Origin of the sequence: Micromonospora sp. NPDC020750 (genome assembly GCF_044334565.1) — a bacterium.
Taxonomy (GTDB): Bacteria; Actinomycetota; Actinomycetes; order Mycobacteriales; family Micromonosporaceae; genus Micromonospora.
The window spans coordinates 88,124-110,811 of record NZ_JBIRTH010000005.1 but is presented as its reverse complement, the minus strand read 5'-3'; the positions used below and the strand labels follow the sequence as shown (position 1 = coordinate 110,811).

Below are 22,688 nucleotides of genomic sequence, written 5' to 3'. Positions count from 1 at the left end.
CCGTTACCGTACGCTGTATATTGTGGATACGCCGTACGGTAACGCACCGCTGCCCCTCTGGGAACGGCCCGAGCCTCAACCGCGGGCGACGCCCGTGCCGCTGAGCCGCGCGAAGATCGCCGACACGGCGATCCGGCTCGCCGACGTGCACGGCCTCGACGGGCTATCGGTACGCAAGCTCGCCAAAGAGCTCGGTGTCGGTCCGATGCGACTCTACGACTATGTGATCAACAGATCCGAACTGCTCGATCTGATGGTCGACGCCGTCTATGCCCAGATCGCCGAGGCCAGCCATCGCTCCGAGTGGCGCGCCACGGTGCTGGCCATCGTTCATCGGACCCGCGATGCCGCCCTTGATCATGAGTGGTTCTCCGACCTGCTCGGCGGAAGGCCACACTTAGGACCTCACGCGCTCGCCGTAGGCGAATCGACCGCGGCGGCGCTCAGCCAGGCCCCCGGCGTGCGCGGCATCGACGACCTCCAGCGGGCCTTGGGCGCCCTCAACGCCTTCATCATCGGAGCGCTCCGCGGAGAGGTCACCGAGCGACGCACCGCCCGTTCCACCGACACCGACGTGACCGCCTGGCAGACCGCCCTCGGGCCCTACCTGACACGCATGCTCGAAACAGGCCGCTATCCCACCGTCGCCCGGCTCGTCATCGACGGCGCCCACCTCAACGCCGAGGAGACCTTCCACCACAACCTGATCACCATCCTGGACGGCATCACCAGCCATTCCCACCCGTGACCCACTGCTCGCAGGCCAGTACCGGCTGGACACCGATACACCTCGATCAGACATCCGCATCCGCCGCCGACCGGGCGTCACGCTACGTTATGTGTAAGCGGCTGCGTCCGGTGCGCGGTGGTGCCGATGTGAGTGCACAGGGCTCGCCGGCTCAGCTCACCCTTCGGTCGCGACTGCCGCGATGGCGGCGTGCGGCCGGTGAGGGCCTTCGCTGGGCCGCTGAAGGCGCTCGACTTCCGTGAAGCCGGCTCGCGTCAGCCGCGCGGAGAACTCGTCGACGGGCCAGCGATAGGCGGTCACGACCTTGTGGTCGAAGGCCGCGACCTCGTCACCGTCAAAGAAACCGAGCACCAACGTTCCGGCCGGGGCCAATGCTCGCCGGAACTCGGCGAGCACGCCGTCGAGATCTTGCGGCGGTAGGTGGATCAACGAGTAATAGGCCAGGATGCCGGCGATGGAGTGGTTGGCGACGGCGAGCTTCTCCATCGACCCGAGTTGGTACCTCCCGCCCGGGTGGGCCGCCTGCGCGTGGGCGATGAACTCGGGAACGATGTCGATGCCCGTTGCGTCGACGCCCAGCGATCGAAGGTAACCGGTGAGATGGCCAGGCCCGCAACCCAGATCGAGGACCGTGCCAGGTCGGCCCGCCAGATGCCGCCCGATGAATGCGAGGTCGTCGGCGTGTACCTGCTGGCTTGTACCGAACAGCCCGATGTAGAGCTCTGCGACGGACGCATACGCCTGCCGGACCTGCGCCATGTTCACCGCGTGACTGTATGAGCTCTTGGAACGAGGGAGCAAGCCCGGGGCCGGCGCGGAAAGCACATCGGTCCATGCGGTACCCGCGTCCGTCGATTCGAGGGCGCGGTCAGCTGCGCACCTCCGCCGCCGCCGAAAGGCGTTCACACCCGGCTGCGCAGCTGGGCGATCGCCGCAGTGTCCTCAGGCCAGCAGACGCTCGCGCAGCTTCGCGCCCAGATTGATCCCACCCACTGCCCGGGGGGCGGTCGGATCGTGCACGTCGAGGGTGTTGTTCCGGCGCATGAGCTCACGGACCGGAGGTGGCAGCCGGGGCGGGTCGTCCATGGCCGCGAGGATCTGTGCGGCGGTTGAGATCAGCCGATCGGCCAGGGCTGCGGCGTCGGTGTCCACCCGCACCCGGCCGTACTCCCAGCCGGCGGTGGTGAGGTCGAGCACCTCGAACACGCGGGTCAGGAGCGGGTTCGGGTCGGTCACCCGGTCGAGCCGGGCCGCCTGACTGCCGACCACCGCGACGGCGGCGGACAGCTGCGCGTACGGGTGGAAGCCGCACGGCAACGTGAACAGTGGCCACCGCAGTGCCGGGCCGGCCTCCACCCACAGCGGCCGGTAGTTCCGGCGGTGCACCAGGAGCCGCCGGCCCGTTCGTCGGTGTACTTCGTGGGCCTGGGCCTGTAGGTCTACGTGGGCCTCGTCGGCGACCTGGCTCACGATCCGGGCCGCCACTACCAACCCGTCGTCGCCGTTCAGCATCCCGGTGACCGCCTGGACCTGCTCGGGAAACCAGGTCTGCGCGTGGACGCCGTATCGGTACTGGACGTCCCGTAGCAGCGCCTGCTGCCGCCCCGCATCGAGCTGGACCTGTCCGCCGCCCAGCAACCGCTGGAGCCAACGCATTTTGCCTCGTTTCAGCAGAGCCGTCCGGACTGCGGCAATGGTAGTGCGTCGGACCTTCCAGCCCAAGAACAACCCGAGCGTCGGTCTACCCCGGGCCGTGCCCGAAGAAACGAGGTGCGGCGACACGGTTGGTGGCGCGTGCGCCGACGTGGTCACGTGGACGGAGTCCGAGGGCGGTACCGGTGCCCGGGTGGGTCAGATGCCGGGCACGGCGGTGTCCCCGGCCGCCAGTCGGCCGGGGACACCCTCGTAGCTGAGATGGCGCCGCGATCAGCAGATCGGATTCGACCTCACGGGCAGTCGAACCAGCGGGTTTCCTCGCCGTCGCCGTAGTAGGCGTTCATCGGGCAGCGGTACCAGGTCCCGGTGGCGTGCGCGTAGACCTGCGCGTACTCCGGGTACCACTCGGAACCGTTACTTCCCTTGTAGACACCGATGAAATCAGGGCGTCCGATGTCGAACCACGAGAACGGCCCGAAATAGTCGTTGCTGTTGCGCTCGAAGTTGTCGGCCGAGTTGTCGAGGTTGACGTAGCCGGGGGACTCGGCGAGCGTGCCGTACACCTTCATCCGCACGGTGGCGTCGGTGCCGGCCCCGTCGATGTTCGCGGTGTGTACGAAGATCGTGTAATTCTGCACAGCGTTGGTGCCGATGCCGGCGGTCTTGGCGGCCGGGGCCGCGCTGGCGGCGGTACCGCCACCCAGCGCCATCGTCATCATGACGAGCGCGCCGCCGAACACGATTGGGATCCGGAATCTCACGGTGACTTCCTCCTGATGAAAAGTGTGGATGATTGCTGCTGTTGCCGTGAACGAACTCTGACAGCGGCCGCTGTTGCGCGGCTGACGTGGCGCTGGAATGCCGGTACCGTCCGGTGTCCGACTGAGCCGTCCAGGGCGCTTGTTCCGTCGATAGCCTGAGTCGAATCCTGTGGTTGAGGCGGGGGCGGACCAATGCGAGTCAGGCTTCTCGGACCGGTCGACGTGACCGCGGGCACCAAGGCCGGTACGGTTTCCGGAATCCGACGCAAAGGCGTACTCGCGGTGCTCGCCCTGCACCCGGGCGTGATCGTCAGCACCGACCGCCTGATCGACGTGATCTGGGGAGACCAGGCTCCCGCGACCGCGCCGAACAGCCTGCAGAGCCACGTTTCCTACCTGCGGCGCATCATCGGCGCCCGGAGCGCGATCGTGGGTCGCTCTCCGGGGTACGTGCTGGATCTGCCGGGTGAGGCCACCGACGTCGAGGTGGCCGAGCGGCTCATCCGTGAAGGCACCCGGTCGACCGACCACGGGCACGCCCGCACGGTGCTGGCCAGCGCCCTTGAGCTGTGGCGAGGTCGATCGTTGGTCGACGTCGCCAGCCTCGGCTGGCTGCACGAGCAGGCCGAACGCCTGGAACACCTGCGGCTGGTCGCGGTCCGGGCACTGGTCGACAGCCGCCTGGCGCTCGGCGAGCACGCGCAGCTCGTACCGGAGCTGGAGCTGTTGACCCAGGAACATCCCCTCGACGAGCACATCCACGAGCAACTCATGGTGGCGCTCTACCGGGCCGGCCGGCAGTCCGACGCACTCGCGACGTACCGGCGGTTGCGCCGCACGCTCCGCGACGACCTGGGCATCGAGCCGAGCCCGGCGTTGCGCAACCGGGAGAGCGCCATCCTGTCGCAGGACCCGGCGCTCGCCTGGTCCGCGCCGGCCGGCGCGGCGGTCGCGGTCGCGGCCCGGGCGTCCGCGCCAGCCCAACTACCCCCGGCGGTACGCGCCTTCGCCGGTCGTGGCGACGAACTGCGCTGGCTCGACGAACGACTCGGCCGGCCGGGTGAGCCCGATCCGCCGGCGGTGGTCATCTCGGCGGTCTCCGGCACGCCGGGAGTGGGCAAGACGGCGCTGGCCGTGCACTGGGCTCACCAGGTCGCCGACCGCTTTCCGGACGGCCAGCTCTATGTCAACCTGCGCGGCTTCGACGCCGGTGGGGTGCTGGAACCCGCCGACGCGATCCGCGGATTCCTGGACGCCTTCGGCGTACCGGTGGAGCGCATTCCGGCTGGCCTGTCCGCCCAGTCCGCGCTGTACCGCAGCTTGCTGACCGGCCGCCGGGTTCTCGTCCTGATCGACAATGCCCGCGACGCTGCGCAGGTCCGCCCACTGCTACCCGGTGCGGCCGGCTGCCTTGTCGTGGTGACCAGCCGCAACCAGCTCACCTCCCTGGTCGCCGGCGAGGGCGCTCAGCCGCTCGCTCTCGACCTGCTGCCTGAGGCCGAGGCCCGGGACCTGCTGGCCCGCCGGCTGGGCAGTGACCGGGTGGCCGGTGAGCCGGCCGCCGTCGACCAGATCATTACGAGCTGCGCCCGGCTGCCCCTCGCGCTGGCCGTCGCCACCTCGCGTGCCGCCACCCGCCCCGGTTTCTCGCTGGCGGCACTGGCCAGCGAGCTACGCGACGCGGCCGACGCGTTGGACGCCTTCGACGGCGGCGACCCGGCCACCGACGTACGCGCCGTCTTCTCCTGGTCCTACCAGGCACTGAGCCCGGCGGCCGGTAGGTTGTTCCGGCTGCTGGGGTTGCACCCCGGTCCGGACATCGCGGTACCTGCGGCGGCCAGCCTGGCCGGCGTTTCGCTGCGCCAGGCCCGGATGCTGCTGGCCGAGTTGGCCCGCGCTCACCTGCTCATCGAGCACGCGCCCGGCCGGTACGGGATCCACGACCTGTTACGCGTCTACGCGAACGAGCTGACCCACGACCTCGACAGCGACAGCGAGCGTCAGGTTGCCGTGCGCCGGGTGCTCGACTCCTACCTGCACGTCGCGTATGCCGGTGCCCGGCTACTCCAACCGTTCCGCGATCCGATCGACCTGGAGCCCGCCCGCCGTGGCGTGGCAGTGGTGGCGCCGGTCGATGCCGAGCAGGCGATGGCCTGGTTCATCGCGGAGCATCCGGTGCTGCTCAACGCCGTCACCCGTGCGGCCGACGACGGGCTGTACGCGCACGCCTGGCGGCTGGCCTGGACCATGGCCGACTTCTTCGACCGCAAGGGTCACTGGCAGGACTGGGCGGCGACTCACGAGACCGCGCTGACCGCCGCCGACCTGCTGGCCGACCGTCGGGCCGCCGCGAGCGTACGCCTTGGCCTCGGCCGTGCCCGCGCCCAACTGGGCGAGTTCGCCGAGGCGTACGCCCAGCTCCGGCAGGCGGCCCACCTGTACTCCCTGCTGGGTGACGTGACCGGCCAGACGCGCGCCGCCCGGAGCCTCGCCTGGGTCTGTTCCCGGCAGGGACGTCACCGGCAAGGGCTGGCCCACGCGAGGCGCGCACTGGAGCTGATCGAAGCCGTCGGCGACCGCGCCCTGCAGGCCCGCGCCCTCAACTCGGTCGGCTGGCAGTACGCCCAGCTCAGCGACCACGATGCGGCCCTGCACTACTGTCGGCGGGCGCTGCAGTTGGTGCGCGAGGTGGGCGACCGGTTCGGCGAGGCCAACACCTGGGACAGCCTCGGCTACGCCCACCACCACCTTGGCGACTACCAGCAGGCCACCGCCTGTTACCAGCGGGCGGTGGAGCTGTTCCGTGACCTTGGTGACCGCTACTACGAGGCCGACACGCTCACCCACGTCGGGGAGAGCCACCAGGCGGCGGGCGACCCGGAGGCCGCCCGGTTCGCCTGGCTGCGGGCGTTGGACATCCTCGGTGCGCTGGGCCATCCCGACGCCGACCGGCTCCGCGCCATCCTCCGTCGCCGCCCCACCCACCCCCTCGGACGCCCCACAACTCCGTCACCCTGCGCCTGACAGATGCGACTTCGGCCATCGGTTGAGGCCGCGTCGGCGTGGCCGGCGCCGGTGCCGTGGCGTGGGGCCCACCGGCCCCACGCCACGCGCCGATCAGTGGATCAACACCGGGGCGCGGTCGCCGCCCTGCTCGTCGTCGAGCAGGTGCGACTTCTGCCGCCTGCGGGGCAGGAAGTAGGCCGGGACGAACGTCAGCAGCATCAGCGCGAAGCCGACCCAGAACGTGATGCTGAACGAGTTGGCCACGAACTCCAGGCCCCGCTGGAGGATTCCGGGTTCGACCGGGAACTGCTGGGCCAGGTCCGGGTTCTGCTTGACGGCGATCGCGAGGCCGGCCTCGGTGATCGGTGCGCCGGTGTTCGGGTCAACCGCCCCCGGGATGGCCGGCGAGCTGTTCAGCTCCTTGGTCAGGATCACCGACATCACCGCCGATCCGACCGAGCCGGCGATCTGCTGGAGGATGTTCAGCAGCGTGGAGCCACGGGCCACCTCGTGGTTCGTCAGCGTCTTCAGCGCGGACGTCATGATGGGCATCATCGTGCCGCCCATGCCCAGGCCCATGACGAAGAGCGAACCGCACAGCAGCCAGTACGAGGTGTCGGTGCCGACCTGCGTGAACGCGAAGAAGCCGCCCGCGATCAGCACCAGCGCGAACGGCACCGTCCGGCCGACCGGGAACTTGTCGGCCAGCATGCCGGCGATCGGCATGGTGATCATCGCCCCGATGCCCTGCGGCGCCATCAGCAGGCCGGCGTCGAGCGTCGACTCGCCGCGTACCTGCAGGAAGTAGCTCGGGAACAGCAGGCCGGCCCCCATGAACGCGACCGTGAACACGGCCAGCGTCACGGTCGCGACCGTGAGGTTGCGGTCGCGCAGCAGGCGCAGGTCGAGCAGCGGGTGCTTCGGCTTGAACGAGTAGAGGATGAAGCTGATGACCAGCAGGCCGCCCACCAGCATCGGCAGCCACACCTTGCTGTCGGCGAACGTGCCGGTCTCGGGCAGCGACGACACCCCGTACAGGAAGAGGGCAAGACCCGGCGAGAGCATCAGCATGCCGACGATGTCGAACGACTCGGACGGCTCGGGGTTGTCCTTCGGCAGCGCCCACTGCGCGTAGGCCAGGGCGACGGCGCCGATCGGCAGGTTGATCAGGAAGATCCAGTGCCAGCTGGCCACGTCGATCAGCCAGCCACCCAGGATCGGCCCGCCGATCGGGCCGAGCAGCATCGGGATGCCCAGCACGGCCATCAGCCGGCCGATCCGCTCCGGGCCGGCCGCCCGCGTCATGATCGTCATGCCGAGCGGCATCAGCATGCCGCCGCCGAGACCCTGCAGCACCCGGTAGCCGATGAGCTGGCCGATCGAGTCGGCGGTGGCGCACAGGCCGGAGCCGAGCGTGAACAGCAGGAGCGCCGCCATGTAGAGCCGCTTCGTGCCGAACCGGTCGGCGGCCCAGCCGGTCAACGGGATCACCGTGGCCAGCGCCAGCGTGTAGCCGGTCATCGTCCAGGCGACCCGGGCGTACGACGCGTCGAATTCGGTCTGGAAGGTGGGCAGGGCGACGCTGACCACCGTCACGTCGAGGATCGACATGATCGCACCGAGGACCACGACCCCGGCGATCTTCAAAACGGCGGCGTCGAGCTTGGCCGGCGCCGCGGATGGACTACTCAAAACGAATCTCCTGGTGAAACTTGCGAATGACGCCGTCGGCCGCGCGCCACACCGCGCGCAGCCCCACGCCTGAGTCAGGGGTCAGGCGGGGAGGTCGCAGACGACCACCCCTGCGCCCCGGGCCCGCACGCCGTATCTCCCCTCGCGTGCCTGGTCCGCCTGCGGACGCACGTCGCGACGGTAACAAGGCCGACGTCCAACTGACCGCCCTTTATTGGATCATCCGGCTGTGGTCACGGTCACTGATTCCGGGAGGCCGCCGGCCGGTTCTCGTGACCGGGCCGTCCCGACGCCGCGTCACGGCCGGACGGGCCCGCGCCGTCACAGGTTGCGGCGGCGCCACTCCGACTGGTCGTGTTCGGCGGCGAGTTGCTCCTCCAGGGCCGTCTGGCGCACCTGGCGGCGAAGCGGATCACCGCTGCGCAGTCCACCGAGCACCAGCGCGACGCAGATCAGCGCCAGGATCGCCAGGCTGACGGTGGCCGGCAACTTACCCACGGCCACCGCGCCGGCGACGAGCACCACGAGCGCGACCACCGGTGCCGGCCGTACTCGCCGGACGGCGCGCCACTCCAGGGCGAGCAGCGCCGTGAGGTAGATGATCACCCCGCCGAAGAGGGCCACGTCGTCCAGCCCGGCCGGCCGGGCGAGCCAGGGGTTGCCGCGCGCCCCGGCGATGGTGGTCAGGTACCGCTTGAGGCCCAGCGCGAACATGATGATCGCTGCGATCAGGGGAAGGTGCAGGTAGGTGTACGCGTTCCGGGCCAGGACGAACCGCTGCGCGGCGTCCCGGGTGCGGTGCATCTTCTGTTCCAGGGCTGGGGCCAGGACATCGAAGTACATCCACCACAGCGCGGCGATGACGGTGACGCCGAGGACCGCCGCCACCACCACCGGCCAGGTCAACGGAAGGCCGATGGTCAACTGCGCCCCCGTGCCCAGCGCGATGATGGACTCGCCGAGCGCGATGAGCACGATGAGTGCGTACCGCTCCGCCCAGTGGCCAGCGGAGACCACCGTCAGGCCCGAGCCGAGTGCCCGCGGCCCCATGATGAGCTCGACCCCCACCGCGGCCACCCACAACCCGAGATGCAGGCAGCTCACCCGCGACCAATCCGGCGCGGGCGGCAGCAGGCCGGCGGCGAGGATCAGGGTTATGGTGATGATCACCGGCAGGCTCAGCCGCCACAGCGCGCCGCGCCGCTCCCGGCTGCGCGTCACCAGCACGAACACCTGCAGTCCCCGAATGGCCAGATAGCTGCCTACGAAGACCAACGGCCCTGGTGGGCCGCCCGGCCGGTCGGTGAAAGCCTCGGGCAGGGACAGCACCAGCACCAGGAGCGCGGCCACCGTCACCGCGCCGATCAGCGGGACCACTCCCTGGTCGGCCCGCAGGTAGTTGCCCATCGCGGCGAAGCTGACCCAGCACCACCACAGCAGCGCCAGCACCACGGCCCCGTAGAGCAGCGCGATCGGCTTCAGTTCTTCCGCCAGCAGCGTGGTGACGTTGAGGAACGCGAACACGAACACCAGGTCGTAGAACAGCTCCAGCCGGGTGACCCGCGACCCGGGTGCGGCAGGCAGGAACCGGCCGGGCTGGCGGACGGCGCTCATCCTGCCGAGTGTGGCAGCCACGCCGGCGGCCACGGGAAAGAACGAGGAATCCCGCCCCGGCCCCTCGCCTCCGCCACTGCGACTCCGCCCCGTGCACCGGCAGCGCCCGCGACCACGGGTCCCCCGCGGCGAGCCGCCACCCTACCGATCCGCGGGCCGTGGACCGCGCGGCCTCAGGCCCCGCGCAGCCGGGCGAGGAGTTCCCCTCGCTACCCACCCGCCGGGTGGGTTGCAACGGTGCGCGTCCATTGCGGAGATGCCCGCTGACCTGCCCGCTTTTGTGCCGGGATCAGGCAACGCAATCAACTGTCCGATAGCCGACATCACCGCGACTGCTGGGGGTGTTTCGGCCGGTAGGCGGCGCGGGCCCTGTGGGTGATCCCAGCGGGCGGGCCTCCCGTTCACCTGGCGATCTATGCCCGTTGATGGAAACCGCCTACGTTGCCTCCCAGAACGTACCGTCCTGGGAGGCAGCATGTCGGGACCGCTCGGCCCCCGCACCATCCGATCGAGGGTCTGGGCCGGTGCCCGACTGCGGTTCGGCGCGGCCCTCGCCGCACTCGTCCTGCTGCCGGCGCTCGCCGTCCGGGCGGACCTGCCGGACATGGTCCCGGCCTCGGTCTCCTGCGACTCGGTCGGCTACGCGTACGACGCCGCCGGGCAGCTGGCCGGCGTGCAGGACCAGGCCGGCCGGACCGCCCGGTACCGGTACGACCCGGCGGGCAACATCACCTCCGTCACCGGAGAGGGCAGCACCGCGCTCGCCCTGCTGTCGGTGGTGCCGGCCCGGGCGGCCGTCGGCGCCGAGGTCACCCTTGAGGGCGGCTGTTTCTCCACCGTGCCGGCCGAGAACACCGTCGCGTTCAACGGCGTCCCGGCCACGGTCACCGCGGCCGCCGGCCGGCGGCTGGTCGCCCGGGTTCCCGCCGGGGCGACCACCGGCCTGGTCACCGTCTCAGTCGGCGGGGCTACCGCGAGCAGCCCGCAGTCCTTCGTGGTCGTCGGGCCGGACGAGTCCGCGCCGACCGTCACCGGCGTCTCCCCGACCGTCGTCGCCCCCGGCGGCACGGTCACCGTCACCGGCACCGGATTCGCCGCCGAGGCGGCTGACAACGCCGTCACCCTCAACCGCACCCGGGCCTTCCCCTCGGCGGTCGCCGCCGGCAGCCTGACCGTCCAGGTGCCCACCGGCGCCGGCTCCGGCCGGATCGGGGTCCGCACCCGGCACGGCAGCGGCGACGCTGCCGCCGACGTCTTCGTCGCCCCCGCCCCGTACGCCGTCGCCGACGTGGTGCACACCTCCCGGGTCGCGCTCGGCGGCGCCGGGTCCGTGTCGATCCCGAGCGCGGGGGACGTCGCGCTGGTCGTGTTCGACCTGACCGAGGGGCAGCGGGCGAGCGTGCAGTTCGCCGACGGCACCTTCGGCTCCTGCGGCATCTCCACCGCGAAGGTCCTTGACCCGTTCGGGCGCACCGCGGCGTCGTCCGGGTGCGTGGGCGCCACCGGCTTCATCGACACGGTGACGGCCCGCACGGCGGGCACGTACACGCTGCTGCTGGCCGCATCGAGCACTGCCACCGGCTCGGTCTCCGCGACCGTGCGGGAGGTGCCCGCCGACGCGGCGGCAGCCGCCACGCCGGGCGGGGACGCGGTCACCGTCACCACCACCGTGCCCGGCCAGAACGCCGCCGTCACCTTCGCCGGCAGCACCGGCCAGCGGGTCTCGGTCAAGCTCAGCGGCGGCACGTACGGCACCTACAACGCCGCCGTCACGCTGCGCAAGCCGGGCGGCGGCACCGTCACCTCCAACGGATCCTGCGGCACCGCCTGCTTCCTCGACACCGCCGTGCTGCCCACCGACGGCACGTACACCGTCGCGGTGGACCCGCAGTCCACCACCACCGGGGCGATCACCGTCCAGGTGTACGACGTGCCGGCCGACGCCGCCGTGGCGACCACTCCAGGCGGCCCCCAGGTCACCGCCACCACGACGGTTCCCGGCCAGAACAGCGTCGTCTCGTTCCCCGGCACGGCGGGCCAGCGGGTCCTGGTCCACCTCACCGGCGGCACGTACGGGACGTACAACGCCTCGGCCGTGGTGCGCAAGCCGGACGGGTCGAACCTGACCGGCAGCGCGTACTGCGGCAGCTCGTGCCTGTTCGACACCACGGTGCTGCCGGTCGACGGGACGTACACCATCCTGGTCAACCCCGACACCAGCTACGTCGGGGCGGTCACCGCGCAGGTCCACGACGTGCCGGCGGACGCGACGGCGAGCACCACACCCGGCTCCGCCCCGGTCACCTTGGCCACGGTCGTCGGGCAGAACGCGGTGCTCTCCTTCCCCGGCACGGCCGGGCAGCGGGTGTCGGTGCAGCTCAGCGGCGGCACGTACGGGACGTACAACGCCTCGGGGGTGATCCGCAAGCCGGACGGGTCGAGCCTGACGGGCAGCGCGTACTGCGGGGCGTCGTGCTTCTTCGATACGGTCGTGCTGCCGGTCGACGGCACGTACACGCTCCTGCTCAACCCGGACGGCGCCTACGTCGGGCAGGTCGCGGCGCAGGTCCACCTGGTGCCGTCGGACGCCACGGCGACCGCGACCCCGGGCGGTGCCGCGGTCACCGTGGCCACCACGACGCCGGGGCAGAACGCGGTGGTCTCCTTCGCCGGCACGGCCGGGCAGCGGGTGTCGGTGCAGCTCAGCGGCGGCACGTACGGGACGTACAACGCCTCGGGGGTGATCCGGAAGCCGGACGGGTCGAGCCTGACGGGCAGCGCGTACTGCGGGGCGTCGTGCTTCTTCGATACGGTCGTGCTGCCGGTCGACGGCACGTACACCCTGCTGCTGAACCCCGACACCACCTACGTCGGGCAGGTCACCGCGCAGGTCAACGCCGTGCCCGCGGACGCCTCGGCGACCACCACGCCCGGCGGGGCCGCGGTCACCGTGACCACCACCGTGCCGGGGCAGAACGCCGTCGTCTCCTTCCCCGGCACCGCCGGGCAGGTCGTCTCGGTGACCCTGGCCAACGGCACCTTCGGCACCTACAACGCCGCCGTGACGGTGCGCGCCCCGGACGGCTCCACCGTGGTCAGCGAGAGCTACTGCGGCACGAGCTGCGCGTTCAACGCGGTCACCCTCCCGGCCACCGGCACGTACACGGTGTTCGTCAACCCGACCGGGACCACCCTCGGCGCCGTCACCGCCCGGGTCTACGACCTGCCCAACGACGCGGTCGCCAACACCACCCCGGGCGGCGCGGCGGTGTCGGTGACCACCACCGTGCCCGGCCAGAACGCGGTGGTCTCCTTCCCCGCCACGGCCGGCCAGCGGGTCGCGGTGCAGCTCAGCGGCGGCACGTTCGGCGCCGCCGAGGCGACGGTGACGCTGCGCCGCCCCGACGGCAGCACGATCGTGTCCAACACGACCTGCGGCACCTCCTGCCTCCTCGACACCCAGGCGTTGACCGTGGCCGGCACGTACACCGTCCTCGTCGACCCGAAGGGCACGGTCGTCGGCAGCATCACCGCGAAGGTGCACGACGTGCCCGCCGACGCGACGGCGGCCACCACCCCGGGCGGCGCTGCGGTGTCGGTGACCACCACCGTGCCCGGCCAGAACGCGGTGGTGTCGTTCCCCGGCACCACCGGGCAGCGGGTCGCGGTGCAGCTCAGCGGCGGCACGTTCGGCGCCGCCGAGGCGACGGTGACGCTGCGCCGCCCCGACGGCACCACGGTCACGTCAAACACGGCCTGCGGGGCCTCGTGCTTCCTGGACAGCATCCTCCTGCCGGCGGACGGCACGTACACCCTGCTGGTCGACCCGAAGGCCACCGCCGTCGGCGCGCTCACCGCGAAGGTGCACGACGTGCCCGCCGACGCCACGGCGGCCACCACCCCGGGCGGCGCTGCGGTGTCGGTGACCACCACCGTGCCCGGCCAGAACGCGGTGGTGTCGTTCCCCGGCACCGCCGGGCAGGTCGTCACCGTCAGCCTCTCCGCCGGCGCCTTCGGCGGCGGCAACGTGACCGTGACGCTGCGCGCGCCCAACGGCAGCGCCGTCACCAGCTCCTCGTCCTGCGCGACGAGCTGCTCGTTCAGCTCGGTGTCGCTGGCCACGGCAGGCGCCTACACCCTGCTGGTCGACCCGGTCGGGGCGGCCGTCGGCAGCCTGACCGCGCAGGTGTTCGACGTGCCCGTCGACGCCACCGTCAACACCACCCCGGGCGGCGCACCGGTCACCGTCACCACCAGCGTCCCCGGGCAGAACGGCGTGGTGACGTTCCCCGGCACGGCCGGGCAGCGGGTCCTGGTCCAGGGCACCGGCGGCACGTACGGCACGTACAACGCGACGGCGATCGTGCGCAAGCCGGACGGCACGAACCTGACCAGCAGCGCGTACTGCGGGGCGTCCTGCCTGTTCGACGCGATGGTGCTGCCGGTCGCCGGCACATACAGCCTCCTGCTCGACCCGGCGTCCACCTACACCGGCGCGCTCACCGTCCGGGTGTACGACGTGCCGGCCGACGCCACCGCCAGCACCACCCCGGGCGGGCCCGCCACCACCCTCACCACCACGATCCCCGGCCAGAACGCCGTGCTGTCGTTCAGCGGTGCGGCGGGTCAGCGGATCGTGGTGCAGGGGACCGGCGGCACGTACGGGACGTACAACGCGACGGCGATCGTGCGCAAGCCGGACGGGACGAACCTCGGCAGCAGCGCGTACTGCGGTGCGTCGTGCTTCTTCGACGTCACGACGTTGCCGGTGGCCGGGACGTACACGATCCTGCTGAACCCCGACGCGGCCTACACCGGCGCGGTGACCCTGCGGGTGTACGACGTGCCGGCCGACGCGGCGGTCAGCGCCACCGTCGGCGGAGCGGCCGTGTCGGTGGCCACCACCGCCCCGGGCCAGAACGCGGTGCTGTCGTTCACCGGGACGGCGGGTCAGCGGATCTCGGTGCTGGGCAGCGCCGGAACCTATGGCACCTACAACGCGACGGCGATCATCCGTAAGCCGGACGGGACGAACCTCGGCAGCAGCGCGTACTGCGGTGCGTCGTGCTTCTTCGACGTCACGACGCTGCCGGTGGCCGGGACGTACACGATCCTGCTGAACCCCGACGGCATGTACACCGGCTCGGTCTCCCTGCGCCTGTACGACGTGCCGGCCGACGCCACCGCCGGCACGACGCCGGGCGGCAGCGCGGTCACCCTGACCACCACGGTCCCCGGCCAGAACGCGGTGCTGTCGTTCCCCGGCGCCGCCGGGCAGCGCATCTCGGTGCTGGGCAGCGCCGGCACGTACGGCACCTACAACGCGACGGCGATCATCCGTAAGCCGGACGGGACGAACCTCGGCAGCAGCGTGTACTGCGGTGCGTCGTGCTTCTTCGACGTCACGACGCTGCCGGTGGCCGGGACGTACACGATCCTGCTGAACCCCGACGCGGCCTACACCGGCGCGGTCTCCCTGCGCGTGCACGAGGTACCGGCCGACGCCACCGCGGCCGTCACCCCGGGCGGCCCGGGGGCCACCCTGACCACCACCGTGCCCGGCCAGAACGCCACGCTCACCTTCCCCGGCACCGCCGGCCAGGTGGTCACCGTGGCGGTCACCGCCGGCACCTACGGCCAGTACAACGCCACGGCGATCATCCGCAAGCCGGACGGGACGAACCTCGGCAGCAGTGTCTACTGCGGAGGCAGCTGCACCTTCACCTCGGTCACCCTGCCGGTGGCCGGCACCTACACCGTCCTCGTCGACCCGTCGTCGAGCACCGTCGGCGGGCTGACCGGCGAGGTGCGGCTGCCCGCCGCAGCCGCCGCCAGGAAGGCGCCGGCGAAGATCCCGGCCCGGCCGGTCGGCGACGTGACCGAGACCTGGACGCCGGACCGGTTCAACCTGGCCGGCGAGGACTGGGAGAGCCACCGCACCGGCGCGTACGGCAACCTCCAGCCGGCCCTGCGCGCCGAGCGGGGGACGACCGCGCTCGCCGGGCAGGCCCTGCTGCTCAACGGCCGCCCGCTCGCCGACGTCACCCTCAAGGTGGGCCGGCGCAGCACCCGCACCGACGCCACCGGCCGGTTCCTGCTCACCGGGCTCACCGCCGGCCACCACGTCCTGGTCATCGACGGCGCGACGGCCGGCAGCCCCGGCCGCGCCTTCGGCCGCTTCGAGACCGGGGTGGACCTGCGGGCGGGGGAGACCGTCGAGCTGTCGTACCCGATCTGGATGACCCGGCTCGACACCGCGAACAGCGTCCGGTTCCCGTCGCCCACCAGGAAGCAGACGGTCATCACCACCCCGGCGATCCCCGGCTTCGAGGTGCGGCTGCCCAAGGGCAGCGTGATCCGCGACCGGGCCGGCAAGCGGGTCACCGAACTGTCCATCACCGCGCTGCCGGTGGACCAGCCGCCGTTCCCGCTTCCGGCCGGGGTACGCACCCCGGTCTACTTCACCGTGCAGCCCGGCGGTTCGGTGATCCTGCCGAAGGGCGCGCAGATCATCTACCCGAACACCCAGGGCCTGGCGCCGGGCAGCCGCCTGGACTTCTGGGACTACGACCCGGAGCGGGCGCCCTGCACCAGGGCGCCGGTGAAGTCGTACCCGAAGAAGCCCACCAAGGCGGCGAAGACCCCCGCCGTCTGCGCGGTAACCGGCGCGGAGGCCGGCTGGTACATCTACGGCCACGGCACCGTCACCCCCGACGGCCGGCAGATCGTGCCCGACCCCGACGTGCGGGTCTGGGAGTTCACCGGCGCGATGTTCAACGGCAGCGGCAAGCGCCCCGCCGGCACCGGGCCCGGTGAGGACGGCGACTCCGGCGGCGACCCCGTCGACCTGGCCAGCGGCCTCTTCGTCGACGAGCACACCGACCTGACCGTGAACGACGTGCTGCCGATCTCGATCACCCGCACCTACCGGCAGAACGACACCCAGAACCGGGAATTCGGCATCGGGGCGAACTTCACCTACGGCATCTTCGTCTTCTCGAAGCAGGAGTACACCGAGGCCGACCTGATCTTCCCGGACAGCGGCAAGGTGCACATGGTGCGGACCAGCCCCGGGACCGGCTGGACCGACGCGGTGTTCACGGCCGTCGACACCACCGGCCCGTTCCGGGACGCCGTGATGACCTGGAACGGCGACGGCTGGGACCTGGTCCGCACCGACGGCATGGTCTACGTCTTCGGCGAGAACACCCCGTTGCAGTCCATCCGGGACCGGCACGGCAACCAGATCACCCTGACCCGGTCCACCGGCGGCCAGTCCGGCGACATCACCCAGGTCACCTCGCCCAACGGCCGCTGGATCAAGCTCACCTACAGCGGCGGCCGGGTCACCCGGGCGCAGGACAACGCGGGCCGGGCCGTGCAGTACGGCTACGACAGTCTCGGCCGGCTGACCACGGTCACCTCGCCCGGCGGCCGGACCACCACATACACCTACGACACCGCGCACCGGATGACCACGGTCACCGACGCCCGGGGCGTCACCTACCTGACCAACACCTACGACACGGCCGGACGGGTGGCCGCCCAGAGCATGCCCGGCGGCGTCACCTACGGCTTCGAGTACACCACCGACGGCGCCGGCAAGGTCGTGAAGACGGCCGTCACCGAGCCGGACGGCACCGTCCGGGAGACCAGCTTCGACGCCGACCACCGGGTGGTCGCCGAGACCACCGCCGCCGGCACCGCGCAGGCGCGCACCTCCACCACCGCCCGGGACCCGGCGACCCACCTGCCGACCGCGCTGGTCGACCCGTACGGGCGGCGGACCACCCTGGGGTACGGCGCGAACGGGCAGCTCACCTCGCTCACCGCGCTCGCCGGCACCGCCGCCGCACAGTCCGCCACGGTCACCTCCGGCGGCCCGTACCGGCAGCTCACCTCGGTCACCGACGACCAGGGCCGGACCACCCGGATGGGGTACGACGACACCGGCAACCTCACGGCGGCGACCGACGCCGCCGGCCGCACCCGCCGTTACGCCTACAACACCGCCGGCCAGGTCACCTCGTTCACCGACCCGCTCGGCAACACCACCCGCTACACCTACGAGCAGGGCGACCTCGTCGCGGTGACCGACCCGGTGGGCCGGACCACCCGCAGCTTCGTCGACGCCGTCGGCCGCCCCGTGGCGGTCACCGACCCGAGGGGCGTGCTGGAACACGTCCGCTACGACCCGGACAACCAGGTCCTCACCAGCACCGACGGCCTCGGCCGGGCCACCGCCTTCGAGTACGACGGCAACGGCAACCTGACGAAGGTCACCGACGCCCGGGGCAACAGCACCACCGTCGCCTACGACAGCTCCGACCGCCCGATCACCGTCACCGACCCGCTCGGCAAGCAGGCCCAGCAGGCGTACGACGTGCTCGGCCGGGTCGTCTCCGCCACCGACCGGCGCGGCAAGACCACCGTCACCGGCTACGACGTGCTCGGCCGCACCACCTTCATCGGGTACGGCAAGACCGCCGGACCGAGCTACGAGAGCACCAAGCAGTTCGGCTACGACACCCTGGACCGGCTCACCACCGTCAACGACTCGGCCGGCGGGCTGCTCACCCTCGGCTGGAACGACCTCGACCAGGTGGTCAGCGTGGCCGGCCCCACCGGCACCGTCGGCTACACCTACGACGCCGCCGGCCGGCGCTCCGCAATGACCGTGCCCGGCCAGCCTGCAATCTCCTACGGCTACGACCAGACCGGCCTGATCGCGCAGATCACCCAGGGCGCCACCACTGCCACCTGGCACCGGGACGCCGCCGGCCGCACCGACCGGGTCGAGCAGGCCGGCGTCACCACGAAGTACACCTACGACGCCGCGTCCCAGCTCACCGGGATGTTCTACGAGAGCACCGGCGGGGTGCCGATCGGCCACCTCGGCTACTCCTACGACGGCACCGGCCGGGTGCGGGACCTGACCGGCAGCCTCGCCGACGTCACCGTCCCGAGCACCGGCCCCTCGACCAGCTACGACGCCGCCAACCGGCTGACCAACCGTGGCGACCGGACGTTCAGCTACGACGACGAGGGCAACCTGACCGGCGACGGCGTGCTCGGCTACACCTGGAACGCCCGGGGCGAGCTGACCGGGGTCACCGGGCCGGGCCTGACCACCGCGTACGGCTACGACGCCGCCGGGCGGCTCGGCAGCCGCGCGGCCGGCGGGGCCACCACCGGCTTCCTCTACGACGGCCCGAACCTGGTCCGCGAGCAGACCGGCGCGACGGCCAGCGACCGGCTCACCGCCGGGCTCGACCAGACGCTGGTCCGCACCGACGCCGCCGGCCCCCGGGTGCCGATCACCGACGCGCTCGGCAGCGTGCTCGGCCTGGCCGACTCCGCGGGCACCCTGACCACCCGGTACGCCTACGACCCGTTCGGCGCGGTCACCGCCAGCGGCGCGGCCAGCGGCAACACCCAGCAGTTCACCGGCCGGGAACGCGACGCCGCCACCGGCCTGAACTACCACCGGGCCCGCTGGTACAGCCCCGAGACGGGCCGGTTCATCAGCCAGGACCCGGCCGGCTTCGGCGGCGGCAGCGCCAACCTGTACACGTACGCCCTCAACGACCCGGTCAACCTGTCCGACCCCAACGGCGACTGCCCGATCTGCGTGCCGATCCTGATCGGGGCCCTGATCGGCGGCGCCTCCTCGGTCGGCATCGGGGCGGGCCTCGCGGCGCTGACCGGCCGCAAGTACAGCATGGGCGACGCCCTGAAGGACTTCGCGATCGGCGGCGCGCTGGGCGCGGTCAGCGGCGGCCTCGGGGCGTACCTGAAGGCCGGCAGTTCGGTCTGGAAGCTCAACCAGTTCGAGCGCGGCCTGGCCATCGAGGCGAAACTCGGCGGCAACCTGCCGCGCAGCTTCCCGACCATCGACCGGTTCGCCAACGGCACCGCCACCAGCATCAAGAGCGTCGACCTGACCGCGAAGTCGTACCAGACGGCCGGCCAGCTCACCAGCCGGTTGCAGGGCTACGTCGACAAGGCGGCCGGTTTCGCCAAGAGCAACCCGGTCACCTGGGACGGCGTCACCATCAGACCGGGCCAGGTCGCCGCCCGGGAGCTGGAGATCGCCGTCCAACGCGGCGCGGCCACCAGCGCCCAGCAGAACGCGCTCAACCAGATAGTCCAGTACGGCGCCCAGAAGGGGGTGACCGTTCGGATCATCCCGATGAGATAGCCGGGCCGCCGCCGCGGGGACGTCCCGAAGGTACCCTGGGGCGTCCCCCTCCCCACCGAGGACACCGATGACCAGACTCGCCGCACTCGACCTGCGCAGAGGTCGACACGTCGCGCACTCATCCTCGCTGACCGGCGACGGCATGTGGATCGCCAACGGGGCCTTCGAGCTCCTCGACGAGCCGGCCGACGCCCTGCTGGGCGCGGCGGTGCGCCGGATGCTCGACGCCTCGCGCACCGGCGTGCCCACCCCCGACCTGCGGGGCGGGCCCTCGCCGTTCGCGCCGGCCCTCGACGCGCTCGGCCTGCGTTCCTGGGCCACGTACGCCAAGGGCACCCGGCACGTCGACGTCGAGCAGGACGGCGCGACGGTGCTGGTGAGCCCGACCCGCAACGGCGGCGCCCGGGAGGGCTTCGTCGGGCTGACCGGGCAGGCGGTGCGGCTGACCGCGCCGGGCGACGAGGAACTCGGCGGGGCGCTGCGCGCCGTGCTCGACCGGTCGAGCTGAGGCATGGGCGACCAACCCCGGCTGCACCGCCGGACGGTGCTGGCCGGCGGCGCCCTGGCCATGGCCGCGTCCGCGTTGGCGGCCTGCTCGGCCGACGCCCGCACCCCGGACCGCCCGGCCGCGCCCGACCCGGCGCAGGGGCTGCCCGACATCCAGTTCGACGTCGCGCGGTACAGCGCGCCGGAGCAGACCTCGCCCACCGGCGGGCCGTTCGTCATGCCGCCGGTGCACACCGTCTACCTGACCGCCGCGCTGACGCGCGGCCCGGGCCGCGACGACCAGCGGGAGCTGGCCCGGGTGCTCGCCGCCCTGGAATCCCGGTACCCGTTCGGCGCGGCCGGCCTGATGACCTTCGTCTCCTACGGCCTGCCGTACTTCCGGCGGCTGCCGGGCGGCCTGGCCGGCGACCTGGTCGGCGCGCACCTGCCCCGGCTGCTCGCCGATCCGTCCCGGTCGGTGCTGGAGGAGGCGGAGCCGGGGCCGACCGACATCCACCCGGACAACCCGGGGGTCACCAAGAAGCGTTTCACCGTGCCGGTCCGGATCGAGCAGAACGACCTGCTGTTCACCTTCCGCAGCGACCGGGCCACGGTCATCCAGGACGTGCTGGCCTGGTTCGACGGCAGCGGCGCGCTGGCCGGCCGCCCCACGCCCCCGCCGGCCTTCGCCGGGCTGCTCACCGTCACCTCCAGCCGGCACATGTTCACCCAGGCCGGCCTGCCCCGCTCGGTGGCCGAGCAGAACCGGCTGCCGTACGCCCGGTTCATCCAGCCCGACTCGCCGATGTGGATGGGCTTCTCCGATCAGCAGGTCAACGCCTCCGGCCCGCCGGCGATCTGCACCTTCGCCGGCCACCCCTCGGCCCGGCTGACCACCGCCCGCCCCGGCGACTACCTGGACAACGGCGGCATCCAGCACCTGTCGCACGTCATCCTCGACATGCTCCAGTTCTACGACATGGCCTCGCCGGACACCCCGCCCAGCGACAATGGCAACTTCACCAAGCGGGTGCAGTACATGTTCCACGCCCCGCCGGTGCACCCCGGCAACGCCGACCAGCTCACCGACGGGGGCGGGCCGTCCTTCCTGCCCGCCGACAACCGCGGCCCGGACTACGCCGAGCGCACCGCCCGTGGCGTCGGCCTGCCCCGGGGCGAACGCCGGATGGGGCACCTGTCCACCCTCCAGCGCAGCTCCCGGGCACCCGACGGCACCCCGATGCACCTGCGAGTCGACGGCCCCGGCTTCGACGCCCTGGACGTGCCCGACGGCAGCAGCCAGCCGAAGCTGCACTTCAGCGTGTTCGTGCCGACCGCCGACTTCTTCGCCCGTATGCGGCGCAGCCAGGCGTCGGTGGACCTGGCGCGCAAGCACCGGGTGACCGAGCAGGACAATGGCCTGGAACGCTTCCTGACCTGTACCCGCCGGCAGAACTTCCTGATCCCGCCCCGCCGGCACCGGGCGTTCCCGCTCGCCGAGCTGGCCGGCTGAGCCCGGGCCCGTCCGGCAACCCTCCGGTCCCGCGCCGGCCCGGCGGTGGCCTCAGGAGAAACGCCGTCCTCGGCCGGTCCCGCGCCAGCCCGGCGGTGGCCTCAGGAGAACGCCGTCCTCGGCCGGTCCAGCCGCCGGCCGTCCACGACGAGGTCGACGTGCTCGTTGTAGAAGGCGATCAGCCCGGCGACGGGACCCAGCGCGCCCGTCGGGAATCCGTAGGACCAGGCCAGGTCCGGGTGCACGGTGGTGTCGGTCCGCACCGACCAGTAGTCGGTGGTGCGTCCCTTGTACGGGCAGGCGGTTCGGGTGGCCGACGGGACCAGACGGGTGAGGTCCACGTCGGTGCGGCCGAGGTAGTAGCGGGTCGGTAGTCCGGTCTCGAAGACCAGCACCGGGGCGGCCGACTCGGCCAGCAGCACCCCGTCCAGCTCGACCCGCACCCGCCGGGTGGACCGCAACGCGTCCACCCGGCTGTAGGGGCTGCGGGGGTGGACGAACACCTCCTCGTCCTCCTCGAACCACGCGTCGAGCGCGGTCCACTCGAACCGCACCGTGCCCGACAGCCCCGCCGGCCCGTCGTCGCCGAGAACCCGCGCGGCAGACGGCCGCACCGTTTCGCCCGCCCGGATCCCGTGCACCCGGGCCGTCCCGCACGGCGTGCGCTCGGCGCGTCCCTCGTCGACCAGCAGATCCCGGTCGACGTCGGCCAGGGGCACGTAGTACTGCGGGTAGGCCGGCGCCTCCCACACGTACCGCGCCCCGGTGGTGTCCAGCAGCGGGACGCCGCCGACGTACGCCCGGATCCGGCGCGGCACCGGCTCGACGTGGCCGACGGGAACGATCGCCTTCGGGTAGCTCTGCACGTGGTCCTCCGGTTCGGTTCGGTGCGTGCGGGGGCGCGGCGACGCCCGGCCCGACCCGACCGCGCTGGTCCGACCCGCCCGCCCCGACCGCGCTGGGCGTCCGCCGGCCCCGCCTGCTCAAACGAGCCGCGTGCCCCTGCGGTGG

Annotated in this window: 11 protein-coding genes; 5 read left to right on the top strand and 6 right to left on the bottom strand. The window is 72.1% G+C overall.

Going from position 1 to position 22,688, the window contains the following annotated elements:
* Positions 1-22 precede the first annotated feature (22 nt).
* Positions 23-748, top strand: coding sequence for a TetR/AcrR family transcriptional regulator (locus ACH4T9_RS17165; protein WP_396672468.1), 726 nt, complete (start codon positions 23-25; stop codon positions 746-748).
* Between the two features lie 156 nt (positions 749-904).
* On the opposite strand, the gene ACH4T9_RS17160 is transcribed toward ACH4T9_RS17165, so the two are convergent.
* The 3 genes from ACH4T9_RS17160 to ACH4T9_RS17150 form a co-directional block, all read right to left on the bottom strand.
* On the bottom strand, positions 905-1,513 hold the full coding sequence (locus ACH4T9_RS17160; protein ID WP_396672469.1) for a class I SAM-dependent methyltransferase: 609 nt from the start codon (positions 1,511-1,513) through the stop codon (positions 905-907).
* A 177-nt stretch (positions 1,514-1,690) separates the two neighbouring features.
* Positions 1,691-2,404, bottom strand: a complete 714-nt coding sequence (locus tag ACH4T9_RS17155; RefSeq protein WP_396672470.1) for a hypothetical protein — start codon at positions 2,402-2,404, stop codon at positions 1,691-1,693.
* Positions 2,405-2,694: 290 nt separating this feature from the next.
* Positions 2,695-3,165: a PLAT/LH2 domain-containing protein gene (locus tag ACH4T9_RS17150; RefSeq protein WP_396672471.1), complete on the bottom strand. Its 471-nt coding sequence runs from the start codon at positions 3,163-3,165 to the stop codon at positions 2,695-2,697.
* Positions 3,166-3,387: 222 nt separating this feature from the next.
* On the opposite strand from ACH4T9_RS17150, the gene ACH4T9_RS17145 reads away from it, so the two are divergent.
* A complete protein-coding gene (locus ACH4T9_RS17145) occupies positions 3,388-6,189 on the top strand; it encodes a BTAD domain-containing putative transcriptional regulator (RefSeq protein WP_396686835.1) in 2,802 nt (933 codons plus the stop codon).
* 93 nt (positions 6,190-6,282) lie between these two features.
* On the opposite strand, the gene ACH4T9_RS17140 is transcribed toward ACH4T9_RS17145, so the two are convergent.
* Both ACH4T9_RS17140 and ACH4T9_RS17135 read right to left on the bottom strand, forming a co-directional pair.
* On the bottom strand, positions 6,283-7,863 hold the full coding sequence (locus ACH4T9_RS17140; RefSeq protein ID WP_396672473.1) for a DHA2 family efflux MFS transporter permease subunit: 1,581 nt from the start codon (positions 7,861-7,863) through the stop codon (positions 6,283-6,285).
* A 321-nt stretch (positions 7,864-8,184) separates the two neighbouring features.
* A complete protein-coding gene (locus ACH4T9_RS17135) occupies positions 8,185-9,477 on the bottom strand; it encodes a low temperature requirement protein A (RefSeq protein WP_396672474.1) in 1,293 nt (430 codons plus the stop codon).
* A gap of 475 nt (positions 9,478-9,952) precedes the next feature.
* Here ACH4T9_RS17135 and ACH4T9_RS17130 point away from each other — a divergent pair, with 475 nt between their 5' ends.
* The 3 genes from ACH4T9_RS17130 (at position 9,953) to ACH4T9_RS17120 (ending at position 21,677) form a co-directional block, all read left to right on the top strand.
* On the top strand, positions 9,953-19,678 hold the full coding sequence (locus ACH4T9_RS17130) for an RHS repeat-associated core domain-containing protein (protein WP_396672475.1): 9,726 nt from the start codon (positions 9,953-9,955) through the stop codon (positions 19,676-19,678).
* A 67-nt stretch (positions 19,679-19,745) separates the two neighbouring features.
* Entirely contained in the window at positions 19,746-20,186 is a 441-nt protein-coding gene (locus tag ACH4T9_RS17125) for a hypothetical protein (RefSeq protein WP_396672476.1), read from the top strand.
* A 3-nt stretch (positions 20,187-20,189) separates the two neighbouring features.
* Positions 20,190-21,677, top strand: a complete 1,488-nt coding sequence (locus ACH4T9_RS17120; protein WP_396672477.1) for a hypothetical protein — start codon at positions 20,190-20,192, stop codon at positions 21,675-21,677.
* Between the two features lie 101 nt (positions 21,678-21,778).
* On the opposite strand, the gene ACH4T9_RS17115 is transcribed toward ACH4T9_RS17120, so the two are convergent.
* On the bottom strand, positions 21,779-22,543 hold the full coding sequence (locus ACH4T9_RS17115) for a DUF427 domain-containing protein (RefSeq protein WP_396672478.1): 765 nt from the start codon (positions 22,541-22,543) through the stop codon (positions 21,779-21,781).
* Between the last annotated feature and the right edge of the window lie 145 nt (positions 22,544-22,688).